We start from the raw sequence: 23,914 nt of genomic DNA, 5'->3' as shown, positions 1-23,914 counted from the left end.
AAATTAAAGGGCCGCTGGCGCGGTAAGGGCGCCCTCTCTGCGCCCTCCGCGCCTCCGCGCGAACATCCCTTTCTTCTTCGCGGCTTCGCGGCTTCGCGTGAGATAAAGCTTCGATCCGAGACCTCGCTTCTGTGCGGTCGCCGCGACTGGACCCCGGCCTTCGCCGGGGTGATGCACCGGAATGAGGCGAAAGGCTGACATGGCCGGGTTCGACTATGTCGCCATCGATACGAAGGGTGCGGAGAAGCGGGGTTTCATCCCGGCCGAAACCAGCGACGCCGCGCGCGCCGCGCTGGAGAAGCAGCGGCTCTACGTCGTCTCGGTCAAGCCGGGCAGCGGTGACACCGCCGAGCGGCGTCCGCTTTTCGGCCTCAAGCTTGGCCGTGCGCGCATGTCGGTCAAGCAATTGACGCTATTCACCCGCCAGCTTGCCACGCTCAATCGCGTCTCGCCGCTGGAGGAATCGCTCCGCACCATCACCCGCCAGACCGAACAGGAGCGGGTCCGCGCCATCGTCGCGACCGTGCATCAGGGCGTTACCGAAGGCCGACGCCTCGCCGACGCGATGGCACGCGAGCCCAAGAGCTTCCCGCCGCTCTACCGCGCGATGGTCGCGGCCGGCGAGAGTTCGGGGACGCTGCCGACGATCCTCGAACGGCTCGCCGCATTGCTGGAGCGGCAGGCGGAAATCCGTGGCAAGCTGATCACCGCGCTTGCCTATCCCACGATCCTGGCGGTCGTGGCGCTCGGCGTCGTCACCGCGCTGATGATGTTCGTCGTGCCGCAGGTCGTCGAGCAATTCGATACGGTGGGGCAGGAATTGCCCTTCCTGACCCGGATGGTTATCGGCGTGTCGGACCTGCTGGTCGGCTGGTGGTGGTTGATGGTGGGGTTCGCGGTCGTGGTCGGCATCGGCTTCTGGCGCGCGCTGAAGGTGCCGGCGATCCGACTGTCCTTCGACACCTGGCTGCTCAAACTGCCGCTGCTCGGCCGGTTGCTGCGTGACCTGCACGCCGCGCGGATGGCACGCACGCTGGGTACGATGGTGGCCAGTCGCCTGCCGCTGCTCGAGGGGCTGACCCTGACGGCGGGGACCATCCACAACCGCCGCCTGCGCGTTGCCTCCGACGCGATCGTCGATGCGATCCGGGGCGGCGGCAGCCTGTCGGCGGCGATGCGGCGTGCAGGCGTGTTTCCGCCGCTGCTCACCTATCTGGCGGCCAGCGGCGAGGCGGCGGGGCGGCTGGACGAGATGCTGGAACGCGCCGCCGATTATCTGGAGCGTGAGTTCGACCGCTTCACCGCCACCGCGCTCTCGCTGCTCGAACCGGCGATCATCGTCGTGATGGGCGGCGTCGTGGCGACGATCGTGCTATCCATCCTGCTGCCCATCCTCCAGCTCAACACGCTGGCGGGACAATAGCCCAAGAGGACAAGTTGATGCGTATCCAAGACCGTAAGACCATCCGCCGGAAACGCCGCGAGGACGGCTTCACGCTCGTGGAATTGATGGTCGTGATCGTCATCATCGGCCTGCTGGCGACGATCGTCGCGTTGAACGTCCTCCCCTCGGGTGACACCGCGCGCGTGCAGAAGGCGAAGGCCGACATCGCGCAGATCGAGGGCGGGCTGGAACTCTACAAGCTGCAGAACCTGACCTTCCCCACGACGTCGCAGGGGTTGCAGGCGCTGGTGACGATGCCCGCCGGGCTTGCCGATCCGTCGCGTTATCAGAAGGGCGGATATCTCAAGAAGCTGCCCGACGACCCCTGGGGCCGTCCGTACCTCTATGCCTCGCCCGGCCAGCATGGCGAGGCGGATGTCTGGACTTACGGCGCCGACGGCAAGGAAGGCGGCGAGGGGATCAACGCGGATATCGGCAACTGGGATAAGTGAGCAAGGCCGCCCGCCTGGATGCCGGGAATGGCGGCGGGCAGGGCCTGCGTGGGGTGAGGCGAGTGACCTCATCCCAATCCTCCGTTCCGCCCGAGCGAAGTCGAAGGCCAAGCCGAGCCCTCACCCCACGCACTTTGACTTCGCTCATTGCGAACGGAGCGAGTGAGCGGGGCTTCACTCTGGTCGAACTGATGATCGTCATCACCGTCATCGGCCTGGCCTCCGCCATCGCGGTCTGGTCGCTGCCCGATCGGCGAGGTCGGGTGGGGGACGAGGCGCTGCGCTTCGCCGCACGCGTCCGCGCCGCGCATGACGTGGCGGTGGTCGAGGCGTCGCCGGTCAGCATCTGGGTCACGCGTGGTGGCTATGGTTTCGACCAGCGAACGGACGGCGCGTGGAGCCCGATGACCGCCAAGCCCCTGCGCGTCGCCCAATGGGAGGACGGCACCCAGGCGCAGGTCCCGGACGCCAGCGGGCGGGTGCGCATCACCTTCGACGTAACGGGGCTGGCGGATCGTCCGGTCGAACTCCGCCTGGTCCGCGAGCGCGCGAGCAGCATCGTGCGGATCGGCGCCGATGGTACGGTGCGGGTTGATGGGTGAGGGGCGTTTCAATCCTTCCCGGCACGGGGAGGTGGCAGGCCAAAGGCCTGACGGAGGGGGGCTTCCACAAAGGGCACGCTATGCGGCCCGCCCCCTCCACCATCCTGCGGATGGTCCCCCTCCCCGTGCCGGGGAGGATGGCTTTACCCTGATCGAGATCATGGTTGCGCTCGCGGTGTTCAGCCTGGCGGCGATGGCGCTCGTCCGGTTGGAGAGCGCGACGATCCGGGGTGCCTCGATCCTCGACGAGACGCTGGTCGCGCAAATGGTGGCGCGCAATGTCGCCATCTCGGCCGTCACCGATCCCCAGGCGCCGGCGCTAGGGCGGACGACGGGGACGGAGGTGAATGGCGGGCGGAGTTGGAAATGGACCCGGATCGTCAGCGGGACGGGCGATGCGCGCGTGGTGCGGATCGATGTCGCGGTGGCCAATGCCGGGGGGAGCATCGTCGGGCGACTGACGATGGTGCGTCCGCCTATGACTGCGCCAGCAGTCGGGGTGGCGGCATCGTGATGTTCACCTTCCACCACCCCGGCGAAGGCCGGGGTCCAGCTTTGGCGGACCTTGAAAGGGCGGGCAAATGTGGCTGCGCGCCTCATTCCGCACGGCGACTGGGCCCCGGCCTTCGCCGGGGCGGCGCTTATCCCAACGGCTTCACACTGGTCGAAGTCATGGTGGCGCTGCTCATCTTCTCGATGCTGGCCGCCGCCGCCGTGGCGATCCTGTCGCTCAGCGTCCGCGCTCAGGGCGTGACGGGGCAGCGACTCGACGCAATGGCGGCGGTCAGCCGAACGACCGCGATCCTCTCCGCCGATCTGGCGCAGGCGGTCGATCGGCCGACGCGCGATGAGGGCGGAGTGCAGACCCCCGCCATGGTCGCCGGGCCCGATGCGATGCGGCTGGTGCGCGGCGGCTGGAGCAATCTCGACAATGCGCAGCGCCCTTCGCTGCAGAAGGTCGCCTATCGCCTGAACGGCGATGTGCTGGAGCGGGTGGCCTGGCCGCTGCTGGACGGCACCGCGCCGATGGAGCCGGCGGCGCTGATGGATCATGTCCGCGAACTGCATCTGCGCTACCGCTTCAACGGCGCATGGCTGGATCAGTGGCAGGGCGAGCCCGGCGTCGCCCTGCCGCAGGCCGCCGAGGTGACGATCGTGCGCGATGATGGCCAGATTTTCCGCCAACTTTTTCTGGTCGGGACTGGCTATATCGCCTCGCCAGGGCAGGCCGGTGGTCCCGGCGATACGCCCACACCGCCCCCGACGCCGACCCCCAATGGCTAGGCGCGTGCCCCCCTCCGGCCAGCGCGGCGCGGCGCTGTTGACCGTGCTGATCCTGGTTGCGGTCATCGCAGTGCTGGCTGCGACCGCGCTGGAAAAGCTGCGGCTGGCCACTCGGCTCGGCGGCAATGCGGTGGCGATCGAGCAGGCGCGCGGTTTCGCCTACGCCGCCGAGGCGCTGGCGATGATCCGCATCGGCGGTCTCCTCCAGCAGGCGCAGGGGCGCGTGTCGCTGCTCGGCGGGTGGAGCGACCGGCCCTTTGCTCTACCGCTCGGCGGAATGGCGGGCGGCGGCAGCGCCGTCGCGCGGGTGACCGATGGCGGCAACTGCTTCAACCTGAATGGCTTGGCCCAGAACTTGACCGGCCAGCCCGGCGTCCTGATCGGCAATGCGGTGGAGGTCGCGCATTTCGCCAAGCTGATGCGGCTGCTCGGCATCCCCGGCCAGGTCGCCGAGCAGGTCGCGACCGCCACCTCCGACTGGATCGACAGCGACGAAAATCCGCAAGGCAGCGGTGCCGAGGATGCGCTCTATCTCGCCCGCGATCCGCCCTATCGGACCGGCGGCGCCATGATGGCGGATGTCAGCGAGTTTCGAATGGTGAATGGCGTCACGCCGGAGATCTACGCGCAGATGCGTCCATGGATCTGCACCCTGCCCGAGACGAAGCCGACCATGGTCAACATCAACACGCTGGCCCCGGAACAGGCGCCGCTGGTCGCGATGGCGCAGGTTGATACGATTTCACCCGGCGCCATCGCACAGGCCCTTTTGCGCCGTCCGCCGCAAGGCTATGCGGATGCGGGCGCGTTCTGGGCGCAGATACCGGGGGCGGCCGGCGCAGGCGGGGTTGCGACGACGAGCCACTGGTTCAATCTGCGCATCACCGTGACGCTGGGCAGCGTCCGGGTCGATGAGCGTGCGCTGGTCGATGCGCGACAGGGGATGCCGCAGCTAGTGGCGCGGATATGGGGGGAAGAGTGATGAGTGCGACCAACCTCCTGTTCCTGCCGCCCGGCGAGGGCGGCGACTATCGCTGGATGCGGATCGAGGACGAGCGCGTCGCGGCGGCCGGCGAGGGCCTGCCGCAGGGCGATGGCGAGGTGATCGCGGTCGCGCCGGCGGATGCGGTGTCGCTCCACTGGGCCGAGATCCCGGCGCGTTCGACGGCGCAGGCTGCCGCCGCCGCGCGCCTGATGGCGAGCGAGGTCAGCGCCGCGCCGATGGACGAACTGCACGTCGCGGTCGGCGAGGAAGACGCCGGGAGCCGCCCGATCGGTATCGTCAATCGCGGTGCGATGGCGGGCTGGCTCGCGCGTCTAGGCGCAGCGGGGGTGGACCCGGTCGCGGTCGTTCCTGCGCCGCTGCTGCTGCCGCGCCCGGACGAGGGCTATGTGCGCGGCGATCTGGCCGGGCAGGGCGTGGTGCGTGGGCGCTCGTCGGGCTTTGCCGATGAGCCGGGCTTTACCGAGATCGTCACGGGCGAGGAGCCGCTCGCCGATCTTGACGCCGATGGGATCGAGGCGGCGCTGGGCGCGGTCGCCGCCGCCCCTGCGCTCGACCTGCGGCAGGGGCCGTTCGCGCGGCGGCGGGGTTTTTCGATCGACTGGCGGCTGGTCCGGCGGCTGGGCTGGCTGGGCCTCGCGATCATAGTCGTGACTCTGGCGATCGATCTGGTGAAATGGACCAAATACAGCTTTGCGGCGGATGCGACCGAGGCGAAGATCGAACAGGTCGCGCGCACCGCTTTGCCGCGCGGCGAGACCTTGGTCGATGCCGACCGGCAATTGACCGAGCGGCTGTCGGCGGTGCGCGGGCCGGGCCAGGGGTTCAGCCGGACGGCGGCGGCGGTCTTCGCGGCGGTGCGCAGCGTCCCTGGCACCGAACTGACCGCGCTCGATTTCCAGCCCAATGGCGATGTCCGGCTGGGTGTGGCGGTCGACCGCGAGGCACTGGCCACCGATCTGAAGCGTGCGATCGAGGCGCAGGGCTTCACCGTCCAACCCAGTACCTTCGTCGCGGCCAATGGTCGGATCACGGGAGAATTTACGGTGCGCGGGCGATGAAGGCGCTGAAACTCTGGTTCGACGGGCGCTCCTTGCGCGAGAAGCGTCTGCTGCTGGTCATGGGCGCGCTGCTGGTCGTCACGATCATCTGGGGCGGCATCTTGCGCCCGATGAGCGATGGCCTGTCGAGCGCGCGCGAGCGGCATGCCGATGCGGTGATCCGGCTGGGCGAGGCGCAAGCGATCGCCGCTGAACTGGCCCAGCGCCGCCGCCGTCCACCCGCTTTATCGGGGACGCTGGCCGATACGGTGCGGGTGTCCGCCGAGCAGGCGGGCTTCACCCTGTCCGGCTTGACCGAGGATGGACCCGGCCGGGTGCGCGCGCAGATCGGCTCTGCGCGGCCCGCTGCGTTGACGCCGTGGCTGGCACGGTTGGAGCGGGGCGGGGTGCTGGTCGAGCAGGCGACCCTGACCGACAATGGCGACCGGACGGTCGGTGTGGCGCTCCTCCTGCGCACGCGGGTGTCGTGATGCGGTTGCGGCTGGCCACGCGTCCGTCGGTGCTGTTCGCCGCCATGCTGGTCGTGGCGCTGATCGTCTTCCTGCCGATGCGCCTGGCGCTGGGCGCGACCGGGCTGGCCGATCAGGGGCTGAGCGCGCGGCGGGTCGGCGGCACCATCTGGGGCGGTAGCCTGTTGGAGGCGCGGTTCGGCGATGTGGCGCTCGGCGATCTGCGGGTATCGCTGTCGCCCCTCGCGCTGCTCGTCGGCCGGGCGCGGCTGGCATTCGAGGGCGCGGGCGCCGATGGTCGCCCGATCGCGGGCGCGGCGACGATCAGCCGCCACGCGATGGGCATTGACGGCGTCACCGCCAGCCTGCCCGCCGCCGCGCTGTTCGCGCCCTTGCCCGTCACCACGCTGGCGCTGGAGGATGTGACCGTCCGCTTTCGTGACGGGGTGTGCGAGGAAGCCGGCGGGCGCGTCCGCGCGACCGTGACCGGCGAGGCCGGTGGCCTGCCGCTGCCCCCCACCATGATGGGCAATGCCCGGTGCGAGGCGGGCGCGCTGCTGCTGCCGATGACGGGGCAGGGCGGCACCGAGGCCGTCAACCTGCGCATCCGCCCCGATGGCCGTTATACCGCCGACCTGGTCCTGAGCCCGAGCGATCCGGCGGCCGCCGCGAAGCTGGAGCAGCTCGGCTTCGTCGCCGGGTCGGGTGGTGGATACCGACTTTCGGCGCAGGGAAGATTCTAAAGCGCGCGCTTTTGACCGCTTGACGAAAGGCCGTCATCCCGTTTAGGGGCGCAGTCCTTCGCGGCGACCGTAGTTCAATTGGTTAGAGCGCCGGCTTGTGATGCCGGAAGTTGCGGGTTCAAGTCCCGTCGGTCGCCCCATTCTTTCCGGCCATTTCGCTGGCCACGGCACCGGCCCCCTTCCAAGCCCGTGTCCCCCCTAAATCCTCACCGATTGGGTGGCCGGGTCGGAAGACTCGGTCCGGTTCCGCATTTGTCGGACCGAAGGACGAGCATGACGAACTGGGGTTTTCCCGATTTCGACGCGCATGAGGGCGTGCATCTGTTCACCGATCCCGCCTCGGGGCTGCAGGCGGTCATTGCCGTGCACTCGACGCATCTCGGCCCGGCGGCGGGGGGCGCGCGCTTCTGGCATTATGCCACCCCGGCGCTCGCCATCACCGACGCGCTGCGCCTGTCGCGCGGCATGAGCTACAAGAACGCGATGGCGGGTCTGGCGCTGGGCGGCGGCAAGGGCGTGGTGCTGGCGGCCAAACAGGGTGACGTCATCACCACCGCGCAGTTGGAAGCGTTCGGCCGGGCGGTCGAATCTCTGGCCGGTCGCTATGTCACCGCCGAGGACGTCGGCATGTCCGAGGAGCGGATGAAGATCATCGCGACCCAGACCCGCTATGTCTCCGGCCTGCCGGTGGCGAGCGGCGCGGCGGGCGGCGATCCCGGCCCCTACACCGCGCACGGCGTCTATCTGGGCGTCAAGGCGGCGGCCAAGCGCGGGCTGGGCGTGACCGACATGAAGGGCGTGCGCGTCGCGATCCAGGGCGTCGGCTCGGTCGGCGGCGGTCTCGCCAAGCTGCTGGCGAAGGACGGCGCGATCCTGACCATCGCCGACGTCAACCAGGCGCGGGCCGAGCAGATGGCGGCGGAACTGGGGGCCAGCGTCGCCTCGGCCGACGAGATCCTGTTCGCCGATGTCGATCTGGTCAGCCCCAATGCGCTGGGCGCGGTGCTGAACGCCGATTCGATCCAGCGGCTGAAGGCCAAGGTCGTCGCAGGCGGCGCCAACAACCAGCTGGCGACCCGCGAAGACGGCGCGCGCGTGGCGGAGACGGGCATCCTCTATGCCCCCGATTACGTCATCAACGCAGGCGGCATCATCAATGTCGGCCTGGAATATCTGGGTCAGGGCGACGAGGCCGAGGTCATGGCGCGCATCGCCAAGATCCCCGAGCGGCTGGAGCAGGTGTGGCAGCGCTCGGCCGAAACCGGCCATCCGGCGTCGGACGTAGCGGACGAGATCGCACAAGGCCTGATCGGGCGCTAAGCGTCATTGCGAGCGAAGCGAAGCAATCCAGGGTCCCACGCCCGGGCGCCCTGGATTGCTTCGCTTCGCTCCGCTCCTCGCAATGACGATTGGGGAATTGTCCCCTCACTCACACCCATCGAAATTCCCGTGCGCATTCGCGGTTGACGAACCGGCCCCTCACGCCCATTTGCCAATCGGACCAAATCCATCCGATTGGAGATCATGCGCCTTTCCAGCCTAGCCGATTATGCGGTCGTGATGATGACCGCCGCCGCGCGTGAAGGCGTGGGCGGGCGGAGCAATGCGACCCTGCTGGCGGGGCAGACGGGCGTGCCGCTGCCCACCGCGCAGAAGCTGGTCAGCCGGTTGGCGGGTGCTGGGCTGATCGAGAGCACGCGTGGCACCGGCGGCGGCATTCGCCTCGCCCGAGACGCCGATGCGATCAGCCTGGCTGATATCGTCGAGGCGGTGGACGGCCCGATCGCGTTGACCGCCTGCGTCGAGGGCGCCGCGCATGACTGCGGCCTGGAAATGCAATGTCGCGTCCGGCCGCATTGGCATGTCGTCAATCAGGCGGTACGCGCCGCCTTTTCCGGGGTGACGCTCGCGACGCTCGCCGCCGATCCTGTTGAATCGCAAGTGATGGACGCTTCTCCGCGTCCGGGGGTATTCGCCTGATGGCCACGAAAAATGCAGAGGCGCTTGCCGCCGCCAACAAGAAGTATGAGTGGGGCTTCGCCACCGAGATCGAGCAGGACTTCGCGCCCAAGGGGCTGAGCGAGGATACGGTCCGCTATATCTCTGCCAAGAAGGGCGAGCCGGAATGGATGCTCGACTGGCGGCTGAAGGCGTTCCGCCTGTGGCAGACGCTGGAGACGCCCGACTGGGCCAAGCTCAACATCCCGCCGATCGACTATCAGGACGCGTATTATTACGCGGAGCCCAAGCAGAAGAAGACGATCGCGTCACTGGACGAGCTCGATCCCGAAATCCGGCGGACCTATGAGAAGCTGGGCATTCCGATCGCCGAGCAGGAAGTGCTGGCGGGCGTCGAGGGCGCGCGCAAGGTCGCGGTCGACGCCGTGTTCGACAGCGTCTCGGTCGCGACCACCTTCCGCAAGGAGCTGGAAGCGGCGGGCGTGATCTTCCGTTCGATCTCCGAGGCGATCAAGGAATATCCCGATCTGGTCCGCAAGTGGCTGGGCAAGGTCGTGCCGCAGCGCGATAACTATTTCGCGACGCTCAACTCGGCGGTCTTTTCGGACGGCACCTTCGTCTACATTCCCGAGGGCGTCCGCTGCCCGATGGAATTGTCGACCTATTTCCGCATCAACGCGGAGAATACCGGCCAGTTCGAACGCACGCTGATCGTCGCGGACAAGGGGGCCTATGTCTCCTATCTCGAGGGCTGCACCGCGCCGATGCGCGACGAGAACCAGCTGCACGCGGCGGTGGTCGAACTGGTCGCGCTGGACGATGCCGAGATCAAATATTCGACCGTCCAGAACTGGTATCCGGGCGACGAGAATGGCGTCGGCGGCATCTATAATTTCGTCACTAAGCGCGCGCTGTGCCAGGGTAAAAACAGCAAGGTGTCGTGGACGCAGGTCGAAACCGGCTCGGCGGTGACATGGAAATACCCGTCCTGCGTGCTGGCGGGCGACGGTTCGGTCGGCGAGTTCTACTCGGTCGCGGTCACCAACAATCGCCAGCAGGCCGATACCGGCACCAAGATGATCCATCTGGGCAAGAACACCCGCTCGACCATCGTGTCGAAGGGGATTTCGGCCGGGCGGTCGGACAACACCTATCGCGGGCTCGTCCGCGTCGCGGCGACCGCCGAGAATGTCCGCAACTTCACCCAGTGCGACAGCCTGCTGCTGGGCGACCAGTGCGGCGCGCATACCGTGCCGTACATCGAGGTGAAGAACCCCAGCGCGCAGATCGAGCATGAGGCGACGACCAGCAAGATCAGCGAGGACCAGCTCTTCTACGCGATGAGCCGCGGGCTGGATCAGGAAGCGGCGGTCGCACTGATCGTCAACGGCTTCGCGCGTGAGGTGCTGCAGCAACTCCCGATGGAGTTCGCGGTCGAGGCGCAGAAGCTGCTAGGGATTTCGCTGGAGGGGAGCGTCGGTTAATGTCGCGTGTTTTCGTGCACACTGACGAAAAAGATGGGCCTCCGCTCGTAGCTGACATGTATAACTTTCAGTTCCTGCCGAGGGTTGGCGAAACCTTGGTGGTGAATGAAGGCGCTGATGAAATGCGACTTGAAGTGCTTTCGGTACAGCATTTTGCCGATCCTGAAAAAGGTGTCGGTGAGGCTGCTCATCTGACTTGCAAGTTTTTAGAACGGTGGAATAAGTAAGTGCTCAAGATCGAAAACCTCCACGCCGAGATTGACGGCAAGCCGATCCTCAAGGGCCTGACGCTCGAGGTGAATGCGGGCGAAGTCCATGCGATCATGGGGCCCAACGGTGCAGGCAAGTCGACGCTGGGCTATGTGCTGGGCGGGCGTCCGGGTTACGAAGTGACCGAGGGTTCGGTGACGTTCGACGGCGTCGACCTGCTCGAGCTGGAGCCGAACGAGCGTGCTGCGGCAGGCCTGTTCCTGGGCTTCCAATATCCGGTCGAGATTCCCGGCGTGTCCAACGTCCAGTTCCTGCGCGAGAGCCTGAACGCGCAACGCGGCCAGCGTGACGAAAAGCCGCTGTCGGGCGGTGAGTTCCTGAAGCTCGCCCGCGCGCAGGCCGATGGGCTGGGGCTGAACCAGGACATGCTCAAGCGTCCGGTCAATGTCGGCTTTTCGGGCGGCGAGAAGAAGCGCAACGAGATGGTTCAGATGGGCATCCTGAACCCCAAGTTCGCGATCCTCGACGAGACGGACTCCGGCCTCGACATCGACGCGCTGCGCATCGTCGGCGACGGCATCAACCGGATCATGCGCGCGCCCGACAAGGCGGTGCTGCTGATCACCCATTATCAGCGGCTGCTCGACTATGTGCAGCCCGACCGGGTGCATGTGCTGGCCGATGGCCGCATCGTACGCTCGGGCGGCCCCGAACTCGCGCTCGAACTGGAGCGTGAGGGCTATGCGGGCGTCGAGGGAGCGGCGGCGTGACGATCACGCTGGAACTCCCCTCCACGCGCGAAGAGGCGTGGCGCTGGGCCGATATCGACGCGCTGCGCCGGGCGGCGGAGAGCGAGCGGGCGGTGCCCGTCACGGGGGCGGATCGTTTCCTCGATCTGCCGGGCGCGCGGTTGCTGTTCGTCGACGGCGTGCTGGATGAGAATGCCAGCAATCTTGGCCTGGTCCAGCTGACCCAGATCGACGCGAGCGACCACCCGCTGGGTCGCCAGGCACTGGGGCGTGGCTGGTCGCTGCGGCTGGAGCGCGATGCGGTCGCCGATCCGGTGCAGATCGTCCATGTCGCCAGCGGCGCGGCCAATCATCTGCCCGCCGAGATCGTGCTGGCCGAGGATGCGGCGGCGCAGGTCTATGAGACCTATGTCGGACGCGGCTGGACCAACCGGCTGACGCGGGTGAAGCTGGCGGCGTCGGCGCGGCTGATGCGTGGCGTCCGGTTGTTGCAGGATGACGGCTTCGTCTCGCTGCGCGAGGAAGCCGAACTGGGCGAGGGCGCGAGCCTGACGGCGACCTTCCTGGCGGCGGGCAATATGGGCGCACGGATCGACGGCGGCATCACCCAGACCGGCGACGGCGCCTATGCCGAGTTCGGCGGTGCGCTGCTGACCAAGGGCGAGTTGAAGCAGGAGTGCGCCGTCAGTCTGCGTCACGCCGCGCTGAACGGCCAGAGCCATCAGCTGTGGCGCGCGGTCGCTGCCGATCGCAGCCAGGCGAGCCTTGCCGCCCGTGTCGAGGTGGCGCGTCATGCGCAGAAGACCGATGGCGAACAGTCGCTTCGCGGCCTGCTGCTCCAGCGGACGGCGACGGTGAATTTGAAGCCCGAGCTGGAGATCTTCGCCGACGATGTGAAGTGCGCACACGGTGCGACCGTGGGCGAACTGGATGCGCGCGCACTGTTCTACATGCAGAGCCGGGGCATCCCGAAGCCCCGCGCGCAGGCGCTGCTGACCCGCGCCTTCGTGGCGGATGCGATCGATCGGATCGGCAACGACGCGGTGCGCGAGGCCTTTGCGGCGGACGCCGATGCGTGGCTGGAGGCGGCGCTTTGACGACCGCCGCGCCTCTCGACCGGGTGGCGGATTTTCCGGCGATCCCGCAAGGGTGGGCCTATCTCGACACCGCCGCGACCGCGCAGAAGCCGCAAACCGTGATCGAGGCGATCACCCGTGCCTATGACACCAGCTATGCCACCGTGCATCGCGGCGTCTATCAACGCTCGGCCGACATGACGCTGGCCTATGAGGCGGCGCGCGAAGCCACCGCGCGGTTCATCGGGGCGGGATCGGCGAGCGAGATCGTCTTCACGCGCGGTGCAACCGAGGGGATCAACCTCGTCGCGCAATGCTGGGCCGCGACGCAGCTGAAGGCGGGCGACCGCATCCTGCTGTCGATGCTGGAGCATCACTCCAACATCGTGCCGTGGCAGATGGTCGCCGAGCGGTTAGGCGTCGCGATCGACGTGTTGCCGCTGACGCACGATCACCGCATCGACTTGGACGCGATGGAGCGGATGCTGACCCCGGCGCATAAGCTGGTGTCGCTGGGCCATGTGTCGAACGTGCTGGGCTCGGTGCTGGACGGGCGGCGTGCCGCCGATCTGGCGCATGGTGTCGGCGCCAAGATCCTGCTCGACGGGTGCCAGGCGGTGCCGCGCATCGCGGTCGATGTGAAGGCGCTCGACTGCGATTTCTACGTCTTTTCGGGCCACAAGCTCTACGGTCCGACCGGGATCGGCGTGCTGTGGGCGCGGCCCGAACTGCTCGACGCCATGCCCCCCTATCAAGGTGGCGGGTCGATGATCGACCGGGTCAGCTTCGAGAAGACCACCTATGCCCCGCCGCCGGGCCGGTTCGAGGCGGGAACGCCGCATATCGTCGGCGCGCTAGGGCTTCATGCCGCGATCGACTATGTTTCGGCCATCGGCCTGGATGCGATCCACGCGCACGAAACGGCGCTGGTCGCGCAGGCGCGAGAGGGGCTGTCGACGATCAACTCGGTGCGGCTGCTGGGGCCGGAAGACTCCGCCGGAATCGTCAGTTTCGCGGTCGAGGGGGTTCATCCCCATGATATCGGCACCATATTGGACGAGAGTCGGGTGGCGATCCGCGCGGGCCATCACTGCGCCCAGCCTTTGATGGAGGCGCTCGGTCTGCCCGCCACCGCGCGGGCGAGTTTCGGCGTGTATAACGGACCCGATGACGTCGTGGCGCTGGTGGATGGCGTCCGGCGGGTCACGAGGATTTTCGGATGAGCGATTACAAGATCGAGGAAGTGGACAGCGTCGCGCAGCCGCCCAAGGCGCGCGTGCAGGACGTTGTCGAATCGCCGGCCCAAGACGCTCCGGCCGAGCGGCAGCGCGACTATCTGTCGGGCTTCCTTTCGCAAAAGCCGACCGCGGACGATCCGACCCAGCCGGGCGGCGCGCTCTATGACGGGATCATCGACGCGCTGAAGGACATTTACGACCCCGAAATCCCGGTCAACATCTATGACTTGGGGCTGATCTACGGCGTCGAAGTGACCGAGGGCAGCCATGCCGTCGTGACGATGACGCTGACCACCCCGCATTGCCCGGTCGCCGAGTCGATGCCGGGCGAGGTTGAACTGCGCGTCTCGGCCGTGCCGGGGATCGCGACCGCTGACGTCAACCTGATTTGGGACCCGCCCTGGGATCCGCAGAAGATGTCGGACGATGCCAAGCTCGAACTGGGAATGCTCTGATCATGGCAACCACCCTGCGCCCACGTCCCGCCGCGCTGAACCTGACGCCTTCGGCGGAAGCGCGGATCGCCGATCTGATGGCCCGTGCGCCGGAAGGGGCGATCGGGGTCAAGCTGTCGACGCCGCGTCGGGGCTGTTCGGGGCTGGCCTATTCGGTCGATTATGTCACCGAGGCCAAGGCGTTCGACGAGAAGATCGACACGCCCGGCGGCACGCTGTTCGTCGATGGCGGGTCGATCCTGTATCTGATCGGCTCGACTATGGATTGGGTCGAGGACGACTTCACCGCCGGGTTCGTGTTTCAGAACCCCAACGCCAAGGGTGCGTGCGGCTGTGGGGAGAGCTTTACGGTTTGAGGTGAAGGTTTCCCTTGGCCTTCGACGGCGCTCAGGCTGAATGGAGCTTGGGATAGGCGACTCGGACACGCTCACTGTTCCGGTGCGCCCGCGTTAATGTGTGGGAAGGGGGAGCGTCGCGGCCCTAAACGCGATGCTCCAGCCGCAAGCTCGCCCCATCCCATTCCACCGCCAGATCGCGATAATCCTTCACTATCGGATGATGGGTATCCATCAACTCACGGTGGGTCTGCGCGATCACCACCACGGTCATGCCCGCTGCCTCGGCCGCTGCGATGCCGGCAGGAGCGTCCTCGAATGCCAGGCAGTCCTGCGGCGCCACACCCAGCCGTTCCGCACCTAAAAGGAAGCCATCCGGCGCGGGCTTGCTCCGCTCGGCATCCTCGGCCGTCACGAACACACCGGGCAGCGGCAGGCCGGCCGCCTTTAGCCGCACTTCCGCCAGCCGTTTCGGCGCGGAGGTGACGATCGCCCAGCGATCCGCCGGCAGCGCATTCAGGAATGCCGCCGCGCCGCCGATCGGATCGATATCGTCCAAGTCCAGCATCTCCGCCTCGGTCAGGGCATGGGCTTCCGCCACCGGATCGACGCCGGGCAGGTTCAGCCGCCGGATCGTCTCGACCGACTGAACGCCGTGGATCGTCGGCAGGAACGTCGCCACGTCCAGCCCCTGGCGCTCCGCCCAGGCGGTCCAGGCCCGTTCGGCCGAAGCGATCGAACTCAGGATGGTCCCGTCCATATCGAACAGAAAAGCGCTGAACGAGCGGGTGGGCAGGGGCGTGTGCATGGCGTGATCCTGGCGGGCAAGAAAGCCCCGCCGCGCCGGGAAGAGCGCGACGGGGTGGGGGTGTGGTGTGGGAGAGGGATCAGTTCGCTTGGAACACGCCGCAGGCGATCCGCCCACCGCTATTGCCGCTGGGATCGGTCTTCAGATCGTCGGCGGCCGCATGGATGATGATCGCCGCGCCATCGGCGTCGAGGAGCCCCGCAATGGTCGCCCCCGGCAGCACGACGCCCAGCGTACCGCGTCCGTCATTGCCGACGGTCATGTTGGGCATGTCGCCCTCGTGCGGCCCTTGCGGATTGAGGCTGCCATGCTGGCGCTGCGCGGGGTTCCAGTGACCGCCGGCGGTGGTGAAGTCGGGCGCGTCGCAGCGGCCGACGGTATGGACATGAACGCCGTGCATGCCCGCGGGCACGTTCATCGCGTCGAGCGTGACGCGAAGGCCGCCCGCCACCTCGGTCGCGGTGGCACGGCCGGCATCGGCGCCCGTGCCGGTGCGCAGCGTCGCGGTCGCGCTCGGCGCGCCGGGCAGGGGAGCGCCGGTTTCCATCTTGGTCTGGTCGCAGGCGGAAAGGCCCAATGCGACGGTGCCGAGGGTCAGCAGCGTGGCGTATTTCATATCGGAAGCTCCCTGTTGGTCATATTTTCTGTCATGCGGCATGGCCGGCTTGTCCATCAGCCGCACCGGTTCCTAGCGGCCAACGCATCACGGGTTCATAGGATGCGCCCCCCTGCCCCAAATGGCTTTGGTAAAGGGTGAGATGGGTCATGACGAAAGGATCGCTGGACAGCCCGGCATGACGGGCCTGCCACGCATCGATCTCCGGTCCCGTGCCCGCCGAACGCGCGATGCGGGCCAGGGTGATATGCGGTCGGTAGGCACGGCGCTCGGGCGGCAGGCCGGCGCGGACACAGGCCTGATCCACCTTGCGGTGAAGGTGTGACAGCGCGTCCTGCGGCTGGACATCAGCCCAAAGCGCATCGGCGCGGCCGCGATGCGCGAAGATGCCGACCCCGGCGATTCGGATGGTCGGCGCCGGCGCATGGATCTGGGCAAGCATGGCCGCGATGTCCTCGCCCTGGGGCCGGTCCACCTCGCCGATGAAGCGCAGCGTCAGGTGCAACTGCTCGTCATCCTGCCACCGGGCATAGGGAACACCGTCCATGGCGTCCGCGAGCAGATCGCGAATGGCGGGCGGCGGGCGGAGTGCTACGAAGAGGCGGAGCATGACAAATTGTTTCTACCGCAATGACACTGTGATCGGGAACCGCTTTGGCTTGAAAAGCGTCCCCGGGAGAGCGATATTTCCACTAACCGGCACATGGCCGGGCAAAGGAGCAATAGTTCACCATGGCAAACTGGTCTGATCCACGGCCGAGCGCCGCGCCGTTCGGAACCACCGCCAACACGGGCTCTACCGCGTTCGACGCTGGTCTGCGTTCGTACATGTTGTCCGTCTACAACTACATGGCGTCGGGCGTGCTGCTGACGGGTATCGTCGCGCTGCTGTTCGCCTGGGGCGGGGCGTCGAGCCCGGCCGCACAGGTCTTCATGAGCGGCGGTCCGCTGAAATATGTCATTATGTTCGCGCCGCTGGGCTTCGTGTTCGCGCTGAGCATGGGCCAGTCGCGGATGAAAACCTCGACGATGCAGATGCTCTTCTGGGCATTCGCGGTTGTCATGGGTCTGTCGCTGTCGACCATCTTCCTGGTCTATAGCGGTGCGTCGATCGCGGGTGCGTTCTTCGCCACGGCGGCGGGCTTCGCGGCGCTGAGCCTCTATGGATACACCACGAAGCGTGACCTGTCGGCGTTCGGTACCTTCCTGATCATCGGTCTGGTCGGTCTGATCGTCGCCAGCCTGATCAACCTGTTCCTGCAGTCGGGCACGATGGCGCTGGTCATCAGCTTTGTCGGCGTGCTGCTGTTCGCCGGCCTGACCGCCTATGATACGCAGCGCACCAAGTCGCTCTATTATGAGGTGCGTGGCACGTCGATGCAGGACCGTGTGGTCATCATGTCGGCGCTGAGCCTGTATCTCGACTTCATCAACATGTTCTTGTTCATCCTGCGTCTGACCGGCTCGAGCCGCGACTGACACGACGGAACAAGATACTTTGTCTGGGGCCCGGCGGATCGTCCGCCGGGCCCTTTTGCTATGATGGGATGGGCTGATGCGGCTGTCGATCGAAGTATCGCTGGATTACACGCTGGCCGAGCCGGCCGACATATTGCTGCAGATCGAGGCGGCGGCGATGGCCGACCAATGGCTGGAGCAGCAGTCGCTGACCATCTGGTCCGATCATGGCGTGACGGCGGTGCCGGGCGAGGAGGGGATCGGGCAGCGATGCTGGGTCCGTGCCGATCACGCCTTGTCCGCGCGGTACCAGGCGATCGTGGCGATCGACCGGCCGGTCCATGGCTTGCATGACCTGCCCGCGACACCGGCCCGCACGCTGCCGGGCCAGTTGATCCCCTATCTGCTTCCCAGCCGCTATTGCGAGTCGGACAAGCTGGAGGGCTTTGTCCGCGCGCGCTTTGCGGGGCTGGCGGGGGGGGCGATGGCGGCGGCGCTGGTCGATTGGATCGGCACCCGGCTGACCTATCGTGCGGGGAGTTCGCAAGGGGTGACGACCGCGCTCGATACCTTTGCCTCGCGCACCGGGGTCTGCCGGGATTATGCCCATTTGCTGGTGGCGCTGGCGCGCGCAGCCGAAATCCCGGCCCGCTGCGTCTCGGCCTATGCGCCGGGCGTCGATCCGCCCGATTTCCATGCGGTGGCCGAACTCTGGCTGGATGGCGCTTGGCATCTGGTCGATGCGACCGGCATGGCGCGGCCCGAGGAGATTGCGCGGGTCGGGGTAGGGCGGGACGCGACTGACATCGCCTTCATGACCATCTTCGGCGAGGCGCAGTTGTGCGATCAGCAGGTGCGTGTCGAGCGGCTGGACTAAGCGATAGGAACGGTTGCGTGTCGTGGCTCGTTGACCCTGTCCACTGAGATGGGGAAGTGCCATGAACGACAGCATCGACGACCGCGCGCTGGACAGCGTTTCGGTGGCGCCCGGTGGCGCCAAGGCAGAGGAGGGCAATCGGCCCGACCAGCCCAGCCGTCAGCCTGAACAGGATGCCGGCCAGGACGACAAGATCGCCGGCGAGCTTCAGTCCAACCCCGATGATATCGAGGCGCAACTGGACGAGAGCCTGGACGAGACGATGGACGCCAGCGATCCGCCCTCGATCACCCAGCCTGGGCGTGACGGCCCGGCGCCGTCCTCAGGCTATCGCGAGGACGATCGCTGAGCGCAGGAAAGTTGCCAGAATGCGCCAATGATACGGCAATTGGTTGCGATGACAGCAGTTCGTCGCAACCAATGTTGCGGCGCGGCGGATTTCGTGATCGTCTGTCCTCCGACCTGTTCAGCCTTGCGTTAACCAATCTGGCGTAAGCTTGGCGGGTTCAAACCGATGGGTGGGGTGACGATATGGGATCGAAGAATAGGCCAGCCGAAGGGGCGATGACCCTGGCCGAAATGAAGGAATTTGCGAGCTTCTCCGCGTCGACGCAGCGCTATATCCGTCGCTCCCTCGACATCGGGCTTGATCGCGAAGATGCGATGGCCCGTTGGTCGCGCGATGTGGTCGAAGCCGCGAGCATTCGCGCCCAGGCACGGCTCTATCGGAACCTTCCCGAGGTGCGGCATCATATCCCGGTCGATAGTGGCCTCGAATCGCTGGAGCCGTTCATGGCCCCGGCCGTGATGATCGCAGCGTTCGACCTGGGGCAGGGGCGGTTGACGAGCTTTTCGGCTTTTCGCTTCCTCTATGAGCGGCTGATCGGTGCCGAGGTGCGGCCATGGCTGCCGTCGCTGTTCTGCTCGGCGGCGGCGCTGCCGCATCTTCATCCCGAACTGCGGCGCCAGTTGCTCCAGTCGATCAGCGAAGCCGCGGCCACCGCCGCCGGCTGGTCGAGCCGTCAGCCCGCCTTCTTCCCGCATTGGGTGGAGAAGGTCGACACCAACGGGACGTCGCTGGCCAATTGACGGTGCGGCGCGTGTGGGAGCGGTGACGGGGCGGGGGGCTCCGTCACCGACAGGCGCGCCAGCCCATCGGCCCGCGATAGGCCTGGTCGAGGTGGAGATGGTCGGCATGGGCGGCGTTGTAATCGGCGGATAGGGTCGTCGCGAACAGGTCGCAGGCCGAATCGCGGACGCGGCGCAGGAACTGGCCCTTGGTGCCTGTGTCGGACCAGTCGCGAAGCACGCTGATCCGGCGCCCATTACTCAGGCGGAATCCGGCAATGTCGACGGCATTGGCGCGCGCATGTTCGCTCCAGTCGCCGCTGCTCCGCCCGCTGATCCGGCGGCAATTATAGCTGCCTAGATGATCGATCTGCACGACCTCCGCACCCAGCAGGTCGCGCGCGGCAGCTTGTACCCCATTCCATTCCCATAGAGCGAGCGAGGCCGCGACCGGGCAGGATATCCCCAGCGAGGCAGGGCGATAGTCGATCACCCGCGCGCCGCCGCTTGTGAACCGCACCGCGTCGTCATAGCCGCATTGTTCGCCATCGCGGCGGGCCGGCAGGCGGTTGTAACGAATGCCCGCGCGATCGAGCAGCGCCATGCACTGGTCGGGCTTCTGGGTGAGCGCGGTCAGCTTGCGCCCGGTGGACATGCCGACCGGCTGCCCCAGATCGAGCGGTGCCCAAGGCACGTCCTGCGGCCTTTGCCGCGTCAGCCCCCAGAGCAGCAGCGCCAGAGTGATGGCAATGCCGATTCCGACCAGGATGCCGACCCCATGGCGGATCGCACGCATCAGCCGCGCTCGGCCCGCGTGACGGGCTCCGAGATGACCGGAAAGCCCAGATCGTCGGGCATGCAGATCGACGGCACGCCATCGCGCTCCGCCAGGAACGGGATGATCCGCCGTACTGGCCATGCACGGGCATCGGCGGCGGCGGTAGCGAAGTCGGGATAGAGCGCCAGCCGTTCGAGCATGCGGCGGGTGGGAAAGATGATCCGTATCTCGCCGCGATCCGCCTGCGACAGTGCCGACACGGCGGGAAGCCAGACCGCATCGACCGTCTCGCCGCCATCGATCATGGGTGCGGAAGCGTCGCGGTCGATCCGCGCGAGATAGAAGCGTGCGTCGAACCGGCGAACGGGAACATGCTCCGGACACCAGCGTGCGAAGGGAATGAGGGCGTCGCTTTCGATCGTCAGGCCATGCTCCTTCAATAGCGATGCCAAGGCCTGTCCCTGTCGCACGCCGTCACGCAGTGCGCTCAGCGCCGACGGATCTGGCGAGGGCGAGAGGCCAAGTGCCAGACCCACTTCCTCGATCGTCTCGCGGATCGCGGCAACCCGCGCGGCGGCTTCGTCCGGATCGGGATCGTCCTTGGCGACCATTGCATGATCGGCGGGGTCGACCCTGCCGCCGGGAAAGACCATCGCGCCCCCCAGAAAGGCCAGCGTCGCGGCCCGTCGAACCATCAGGATCTCGGGCGGGCCATCACCCTCCGCACCGTCGCGCATTAGGATCAGGCTGGCGGCGGGGATGGCATCGGGGATGGGTGTGTCGGCAGGCATCGTCCGCTTAACGCGCAAAGTTGCGGATCGGGCAAGCGGGAGGGGGCGGCGATCAAAAGCGACGCAAAGCGGATTGGCGTGAACCGCACGGATGGCCAAGCCCAATATCTGTTTGAGCTTATGGCAAGGCGGTCAATGGTCGCTGCTGTACCGGCGCGATACCGGACGTGCTTTATAGGCAGCTATCGGAGATCAGCTTCAGCGGAAAGTCTGGCTTGTCCGGATCTGGGGTGGTGGAGCTGAGGGGAATCGAACCCCTGACCTCTGCAGTGCGATTGCAGCGCTCTCCCATCTGAGCTACAGCCCCGCCCCGTGCCCGATCGTGATCGGGAGCGACGCCATTAGCCGGTGATCCGGAGCGACGCAACACCGGTTCGACGCGATCCACCAAAATTTTTTCCGACTCATTCGGCCTGTCGGTCGGCGCATTCCGTCGCGCGTGCAACATCGCCACGGAACAATGTCTTGACGTGCCTCATTGAAACGGTCGGACGGTACAGGCGCCGGTGAGCGACCCTGGCCCCCGCAGGACCGGAATTCAGGAGAGTATGGATGGCTTACGATCGCTATTCCCGCGGCGCCAATCGGGGCGAACGCGACTTCGACTATGGCCGCGATTTTGGGTCCGGCCGCGATTATACTTACTCCAGCGCACGCGACTATGAAGCGGCGGGCGCCTTTGACGACGATCGCGACAGCGACCGTTACGGCAGCCGCAACGAAGACCGCCGCGGCTATGGTGCGCGCGACTATGGCTATCAGGGCTATGGCAACCGCGACACCTTCAACCGCGGTCGCCAGGATTTTGGCAGCCGCCAGAATGAAGGCCGTTACGCCGAGGGCCGCTCGGGCGGTTATGCCGGCTATCGTGGTGAGCGCGACTATGGTCGCGACCGCGATTACGGGCGTGACCGCAACTATGACCGTGATGAGTATCGCCCGTCGAGCTACGGCAATTCGTCGCGCGGCTATGGTTATACCGGCGACCGCTATGGCCGTGACGACCGCCAGGACCGTGATTATGGCCGTCAGGGCCAGGGCCGCGGTGACTATGGCCGTCAGCCGCAGGGTTATGATTACGAGGATCGGGGTTTCTTCGCGCGCGCCGGGGACGAGGTCCGTTCGTGGTTCGGTGACGAGGAGGCGGAACGCCGCCGCGAGGCCGATGCGCGCTATGACGAGCGCTATTATGCCGAACAGGATAACCATTATAACGACTGGCGCTCGGGCCAGATCGCCGCGTTCGACCGCGATTATGACGAATATCGCAGCGAGAACCGCACCAAGTTCCACAATGAATTCAATAGCTGGCGTACCGAGCGCCAGGGCCAGCGCGATCTGCTGTCCAAGGTGAAGGAGCATCAGGAAGTCGTGGGTTCGGACGGCAGCCATGTCGGCACCGTCGACAAGCTGCGCGGCGACCGCATCCTGCTGACCAAGAACGACCGCGACGCCGGTGGTCAGCACCACTCGATCCCGTCGCGCTGGCTGAAGTCGGTCGAGGACAAGGTCACGCTGACCAAGACCGCCGATGAAGCCAAGGCGCAGTGGCGCGAGGAGGAAAACGCCCGCGCCATGTTCGGTGATCGCACCAATGACGATCGCGGCAATCGCTCGGGCCAGACCAGTGCCTATGGCCAGTCGGGCAATTATGGCCAGACCGGCTCGGCCAGCGGCACCGGCTCTATGAGCAGCGCGGGCAGCTCGACCACGGGCAGCACCTCTGGCACGTCGACCACCACGGGTACGGCCGGTACCAGCGGTACGACGACCACCGGCAGCACGTCGGACACCAATCGCGGTTATTGATCGCACGGTTCGTCGTCATAGGTGACGACATGGCAGGGCTCGGGTGGACAACACCCGGGCCCTTTCCCATTTGGAGAATATTGCAACGAAGAGGACAATTATATGAAGGCCTGGACCCTGGCCGCGCGCCCCAAGGGGCTGCCCACGTCAGACGACTTCGCTCTGGTCGAACAGAGCCTACCCGATCTGGCCGAAGGGCAGGTGCGGGTCGTCAATCGCTGGCTGTCGGTCGATCCCTATATGCGCGGCCGGATGAATGACACCAAAAGCTATGTCCCGCCCTTCCAGCTCGGCGAGCCGATGCAGGGTGGCGCGATCGGCGAGGTGGTCGAAAGCCGGGCGGACGGCATCCCGGTCGGCACCCTAGTCAGCCACATGGCTGGCTGGCGCGACGAGGCGGTGCTGCCTGCGCAGCATGTCCAGCCGCTTCCCGATATCAAGGCCGATCCGCAGGCCTTTCTGGGCCAGCTCGGCATGCCGGGCATGACGGCCTATTACGGCCTGCTCCATGTCGCCGAGGCCAAGCCGGGCGACACCGTCTTCGTCTCGGCGGCGGCGGGCGCGGTGGGATCGACTGTGGTGCAGATCGCCAAGGCGAAGGGCATGACGGTGATCGGATCGGCCGGCGGCGCGGACAAGACCGAGTGGGTCCGCCAACTCGGCGCGGACGCGGTGATCGATTACAAGGGCGATACGCCGGTGGTCGAGGCGCTGGGGCAGGCGGCACCGGATGTCATCGACGTCTATTTCGACAATGTCGGTGGCGATCATCTGGATGCGGCGCTCGCCCATGCCAAGCCGGGGGCGCGTTTCGCCATTTGCGGAATGATCGACGTCTATAACGACGCCAAGCCGACCAGCCTGAAATATCTTTTCCGCCTGATCGGCAACCGCATCCGGATGCAGGGGTTCATCGTCTCCGACTTCAAGGATCAGGCCGGCTTCTACCGTGACATGGCCGCGATGCTGGCGGACGGCAAGTTGCAACGCGAAGAGACGGTGTTCGAGGGGCTGGAGAAGACCCCCGAGGCGTTCCTGGCGCTGTTCTCCGGCGGCAACAAGGGCAAGATGCTGGTCAAGCTGTAAGATATTCTTCCTCCGCAAGGGGAGGGGGACCATGTGCAGCATGGTGGAGGGGTATCTCGCTATCAAGAGCGGGACCCCC

General features: G+C 66.7%; 29 protein-coding genes and 2 tRNA genes. 25 read left to right on the top strand and 6 right to left on the bottom strand.

Annotated elements, in window-relative coordinates; genetic code table 11:
* The first annotated feature begins 199 nt into the window (after nt 1–199).
* The 19 genes from gspF to SP6_RS16380 all read left to right on the top strand — a co-directional run bounded on the left by gspF (nt 200) and on the right by SP6_RS16380 (nt 14,565).
* Nucleotides 200–1,423: a type II secretion system inner membrane protein GspF gene (gene gspF / locus SP6_RS16470; RefSeq protein WP_007405097.1), complete on the top strand. Its 1,224-nt coding sequence runs from the start codon at nt 200–202 to the stop codon at nt 1,421–1,423.
* Nucleotides 1,424–1,440: 17 nt separating this feature from the next.
* Nucleotides 1,441–1,896 (top strand): type II secretion system major pseudopilin GspG, encoded by a 456-nt coding sequence (gene gspG, locus SP6_RS16465; RefSeq protein ID WP_007405160.1) that lies wholly within the window; start codon nt 1,441–1,443, stop codon nt 1,894–1,896.
* Nucleotides 1,897–2,030: 134 nt separating this feature from the next.
* The gene (locus tag SP6_RS16460; RefSeq protein WP_227876588.1) at nt 2,031–2,498 is read left to right on the top strand and encodes a GspH/FimT family pseudopilin; all 468 of its coding nucleotides are present in this window, start codon (nt 2,031–2,033) and stop codon (nt 2,496–2,498) included.
* A 160-nt stretch (nt 2,499–2,658) separates the two neighbouring features.
* The gene (gene gspI, locus SP6_RS16455) at nt 2,659–3,012 is read left to right on the top strand and encodes a type II secretion system minor pseudopilin GspI (RefSeq protein ID WP_007404570.1); all 354 of its coding nucleotides are present in this window, start codon (nt 2,659–2,661) and stop codon (nt 3,010–3,012) included.
* Nucleotides 3,013–3,110: 98 nt separating this feature from the next.
* The gene (gene gspJ / locus SP6_RS16450) at nt 3,111–3,782 is read left to right on the top strand and encodes a type II secretion system minor pseudopilin GspJ (RefSeq protein ID WP_267884196.1); all 672 of its coding nucleotides are present in this window, start codon (nt 3,111–3,113) and stop codon (nt 3,780–3,782) included.
* Nucleotides 3,783–3,786: 4 nt separating this feature from the next.
* Nucleotides 3,787–4,764 (top strand): type II secretion system minor pseudopilin GspK, encoded by a 978-nt coding sequence (gene gspK / locus SP6_RS16445; protein WP_007404676.1) that lies wholly within the window; start codon nt 3,787–3,789, stop codon nt 4,762–4,764.
* Nucleotides 4,764–5,846: a type II secretion system protein GspL gene (gene gspL / locus SP6_RS16440; RefSeq protein WP_007404617.1), complete on the top strand. Its 1,083-nt coding sequence runs from the start codon at nt 4,764–4,766 to the stop codon at nt 5,844–5,846. Before gspK ends, gspL begins: the two co-directional genes overlap by 1 nt.
* Complete coding sequence (gspM, locus tag SP6_RS16435) at nt 5,843–6,316, top strand: type II secretion system protein GspM (protein WP_007404596.1); 474 nt, start codon at nt 5,843–5,845, stop codon at nt 6,314–6,316. Before gspL ends, gspM begins: the two co-directional genes overlap by 4 nt.
* Nucleotides 6,316–7,038 carry a type II secretion system protein N gene (locus SP6_RS16430; protein ID WP_007404498.1) on the top strand — a complete coding sequence of 241 codons (723 nt, stop codon included), beginning with the start codon at nt 6,316–6,318 and terminating at the stop codon, nt 7,036–7,038. Before gspM ends, SP6_RS16430 begins: the two co-directional genes overlap by 1 nt.
* A gap of 63 nt (nt 7,039–7,101) precedes the next feature.
* Nucleotides 7,102–7,178, top strand: a tRNA-His gene (locus SP6_RS16425).
* A 133-nt stretch (nt 7,179–7,311) separates the two neighbouring features.
* Nucleotides 7,312–8,358, top strand: coding sequence for a Glu/Leu/Phe/Val dehydrogenase family protein (locus tag SP6_RS16420; RefSeq protein WP_007404685.1), 1,047 nt, complete (start codon nt 7,312–7,314; stop codon nt 8,356–8,358).
* A 204-nt stretch (nt 8,359–8,562) separates the two neighbouring features.
* The gene (locus tag SP6_RS16415) at nt 8,563–9,018 is read left to right on the top strand and encodes an SUF system Fe-S cluster assembly regulator (protein ID WP_007404670.1); all 456 of its coding nucleotides are present in this window, start codon (nt 8,563–8,565) and stop codon (nt 9,016–9,018) included.
* Entirely contained in the window at nt 9,018–10,481 is a 1,464-nt protein-coding gene (sufB, locus tag SP6_RS16410) for a Fe-S cluster assembly protein SufB (RefSeq protein ID WP_007404490.1), read from the top strand. The genes SP6_RS16415 and sufB overlap by 1 nt, the downstream gene beginning before the upstream one ends.
* Complete coding sequence (locus tag SP6_RS21060) at nt 10,481–10,708, top strand: hypothetical protein (protein ID WP_126053329.1); 228 nt, start codon at nt 10,481–10,483, stop codon at nt 10,706–10,708. The genes sufB and SP6_RS21060 overlap by 1 nt, the downstream gene beginning before the upstream one ends.
* Nucleotides 10,709–11,461, top strand: a complete 753-nt coding sequence (gene sufC / locus SP6_RS16400; RefSeq protein WP_007404520.1) for a Fe-S cluster assembly ATPase SufC — start codon at nt 10,709–10,711, stop codon at nt 11,459–11,461.
* A complete protein-coding gene (locus tag SP6_RS16395) occupies nt 11,458–12,537 on the top strand; it encodes a SufB/SufD family protein (RefSeq protein WP_007404618.1) in 1,080 nt (359 codons plus the stop codon). Before sufC ends, SP6_RS16395 begins: the two co-directional genes overlap by 4 nt.
* A complete protein-coding gene (locus SP6_RS16390) occupies nt 12,534–13,739 on the top strand; it encodes an aminotransferase class V-fold PLP-dependent enzyme (RefSeq protein ID WP_007404610.1) in 1,206 nt (401 codons plus the stop codon). Before SP6_RS16395 ends, SP6_RS16390 begins: the two co-directional genes overlap by 4 nt.
* Nucleotides 13,736–14,209 carry an SUF system Fe-S cluster assembly protein gene (locus tag SP6_RS16385; RefSeq protein ID WP_007404555.1) on the top strand — a complete coding sequence of 158 codons (474 nt, stop codon included), beginning with the start codon at nt 13,736–13,738 and terminating at the stop codon, nt 14,207–14,209. Before SP6_RS16390 ends, SP6_RS16385 begins: the two co-directional genes overlap by 4 nt.
* Nucleotides 14,210–14,211: 2 nt before the next feature.
* On the top strand, nt 14,212–14,565 hold the full coding sequence (locus tag SP6_RS16380) for a HesB/IscA family protein (protein WP_007404566.1): 354 nt from the start codon (nt 14,212–14,214) through the stop codon (nt 14,563–14,565).
* 124 nt (nt 14,566–14,689) lie between these two features.
* Here SP6_RS16380 and SP6_RS16375 read toward each other — a convergent pair whose 3' ends face one another.
* The 3 genes from SP6_RS16375 to thpR all read right to left on the bottom strand — a co-directional run bounded on the left by SP6_RS16375 (nt 14,690) and on the right by thpR (nt 16,578).
* Nucleotides 14,690–15,352, bottom strand: a complete 663-nt coding sequence (locus SP6_RS16375; RefSeq protein ID WP_007404559.1) for an HAD-IA family hydrolase — start codon at nt 15,350–15,352, stop codon at nt 14,690–14,692.
* Nucleotides 15,353–15,431: 79 nt separating this feature from the next.
* The gene (locus tag SP6_RS16370; protein ID WP_037568279.1) at nt 15,432–15,968 is read right to left on the bottom strand and encodes a superoxide dismutase family protein; all 537 of its coding nucleotides are present in this window, start codon (nt 15,966–15,968) and stop codon (nt 15,432–15,434) included.
* A gap of 31 nt (nt 15,969–15,999) precedes the next feature.
* On the bottom strand, nt 16,000–16,578 hold the full coding sequence (gene thpR, locus SP6_RS16365) for an RNA 2',3'-cyclic phosphodiesterase (protein WP_007404651.1): 579 nt from the start codon (nt 16,576–16,578) through the stop codon (nt 16,000–16,002).
* Nucleotides 16,579–16,700: 122 nt separating this feature from the next.
* Here thpR and SP6_RS16360 point away from each other — a divergent pair, with 122 nt between their 5' ends.
* The 4 genes from SP6_RS16360 to SP6_RS16345 all read left to right on the top strand — a co-directional run bounded on the left by SP6_RS16360 (nt 16,701) and on the right by SP6_RS16345 (nt 19,392).
* A complete protein-coding gene (locus tag SP6_RS16360) occupies nt 16,701–17,447 on the top strand; it encodes a Bax inhibitor-1/YccA family protein (RefSeq protein ID WP_037568278.1) in 747 nt (248 codons plus the stop codon).
* Nucleotides 17,448–17,523: 76 nt separating this feature from the next.
* Entirely contained in the window at nt 17,524–18,303 is a 780-nt protein-coding gene (locus SP6_RS16355; RefSeq protein WP_007404504.1) for a transglutaminase-like domain-containing protein, read from the top strand.
* 61 nt (nt 18,304–18,364) lie between these two features.
* A complete protein-coding gene (locus SP6_RS16350) occupies nt 18,365–18,652 on the top strand; it encodes a hypothetical protein (protein WP_007404700.1) in 288 nt (95 codons plus the stop codon).
* A gap of 215 nt (nt 18,653–18,867) precedes the next feature.
* A complete protein-coding gene (locus tag SP6_RS16345) occupies nt 18,868–19,392 on the top strand; it encodes a hypothetical protein (RefSeq protein WP_007404577.1) in 525 nt (174 codons plus the stop codon).
* A 43-nt stretch (nt 19,393–19,435) separates the two neighbouring features.
* Here the strand turns inward: SP6_RS16345 and SP6_RS16340 are convergent, their stop codons facing one another.
* The 3 genes from SP6_RS16340 to SP6_RS16330 form a co-directional block, all read right to left on the bottom strand.
* On the bottom strand, nt 19,436–20,167 hold the full coding sequence (locus SP6_RS16340) for an extensin-like domain-containing protein (protein ID WP_007404614.1): 732 nt from the start codon (nt 20,165–20,167) through the stop codon (nt 19,436–19,438).
* A complete protein-coding gene (locus SP6_RS16335; protein ID WP_007404668.1) occupies nt 20,167–20,940 on the bottom strand; it encodes an NUDIX hydrolase in 774 nt (257 codons plus the stop codon). The genes SP6_RS16340 and SP6_RS16335 overlap by 1 nt, the downstream gene beginning before the upstream one ends.
* 231 nt (nt 20,941–21,171) lie before the next feature.
* A tRNA-Ala gene (locus SP6_RS16330) sits at nt 21,172–21,247 on the bottom strand.
* A gap of 245 nt (nt 21,248–21,492) precedes the next feature.
* On the opposite strand from SP6_RS16330, the gene SP6_RS16325 reads away from it, so the two are divergent.
* Nucleotides 21,493–22,749 (top strand): DUF2171 domain-containing protein, encoded by a 1,257-nt coding sequence (locus tag SP6_RS16325; RefSeq protein ID WP_007404606.1) that lies wholly within the window; start codon nt 21,493–21,495, stop codon nt 22,747–22,749.
* Nucleotides 22,750–22,851: 102 nt separating this feature from the next.
* Nucleotides 22,852–23,835 carry an NADP-dependent oxidoreductase gene (locus SP6_RS16320; RefSeq protein ID WP_007404609.1) on the top strand — a complete coding sequence of 328 codons (984 nt, stop codon included), beginning with the start codon at nt 22,852–22,854 and terminating at the stop codon, nt 23,833–23,835.
* The last annotated feature ends 79 nt before the right edge of the window (nt 23,836–23,914 follow it).

The sequence above is a fragment of the Sphingomonas paucimobilis NBRC 13935 genome, assembly GCF_000739895.2.
In the GTDB taxonomy this organism is placed as follows: Bacteria; Pseudomonadota; Alphaproteobacteria; order Sphingomonadales; family Sphingomonadaceae; genus Sphingomonas; species Sphingomonas paucimobilis.
The sequence above is the reverse complement of the archived record's forward strand: the minus strand, read 5'-3'. Positions and strand labels throughout refer to the sequence as shown.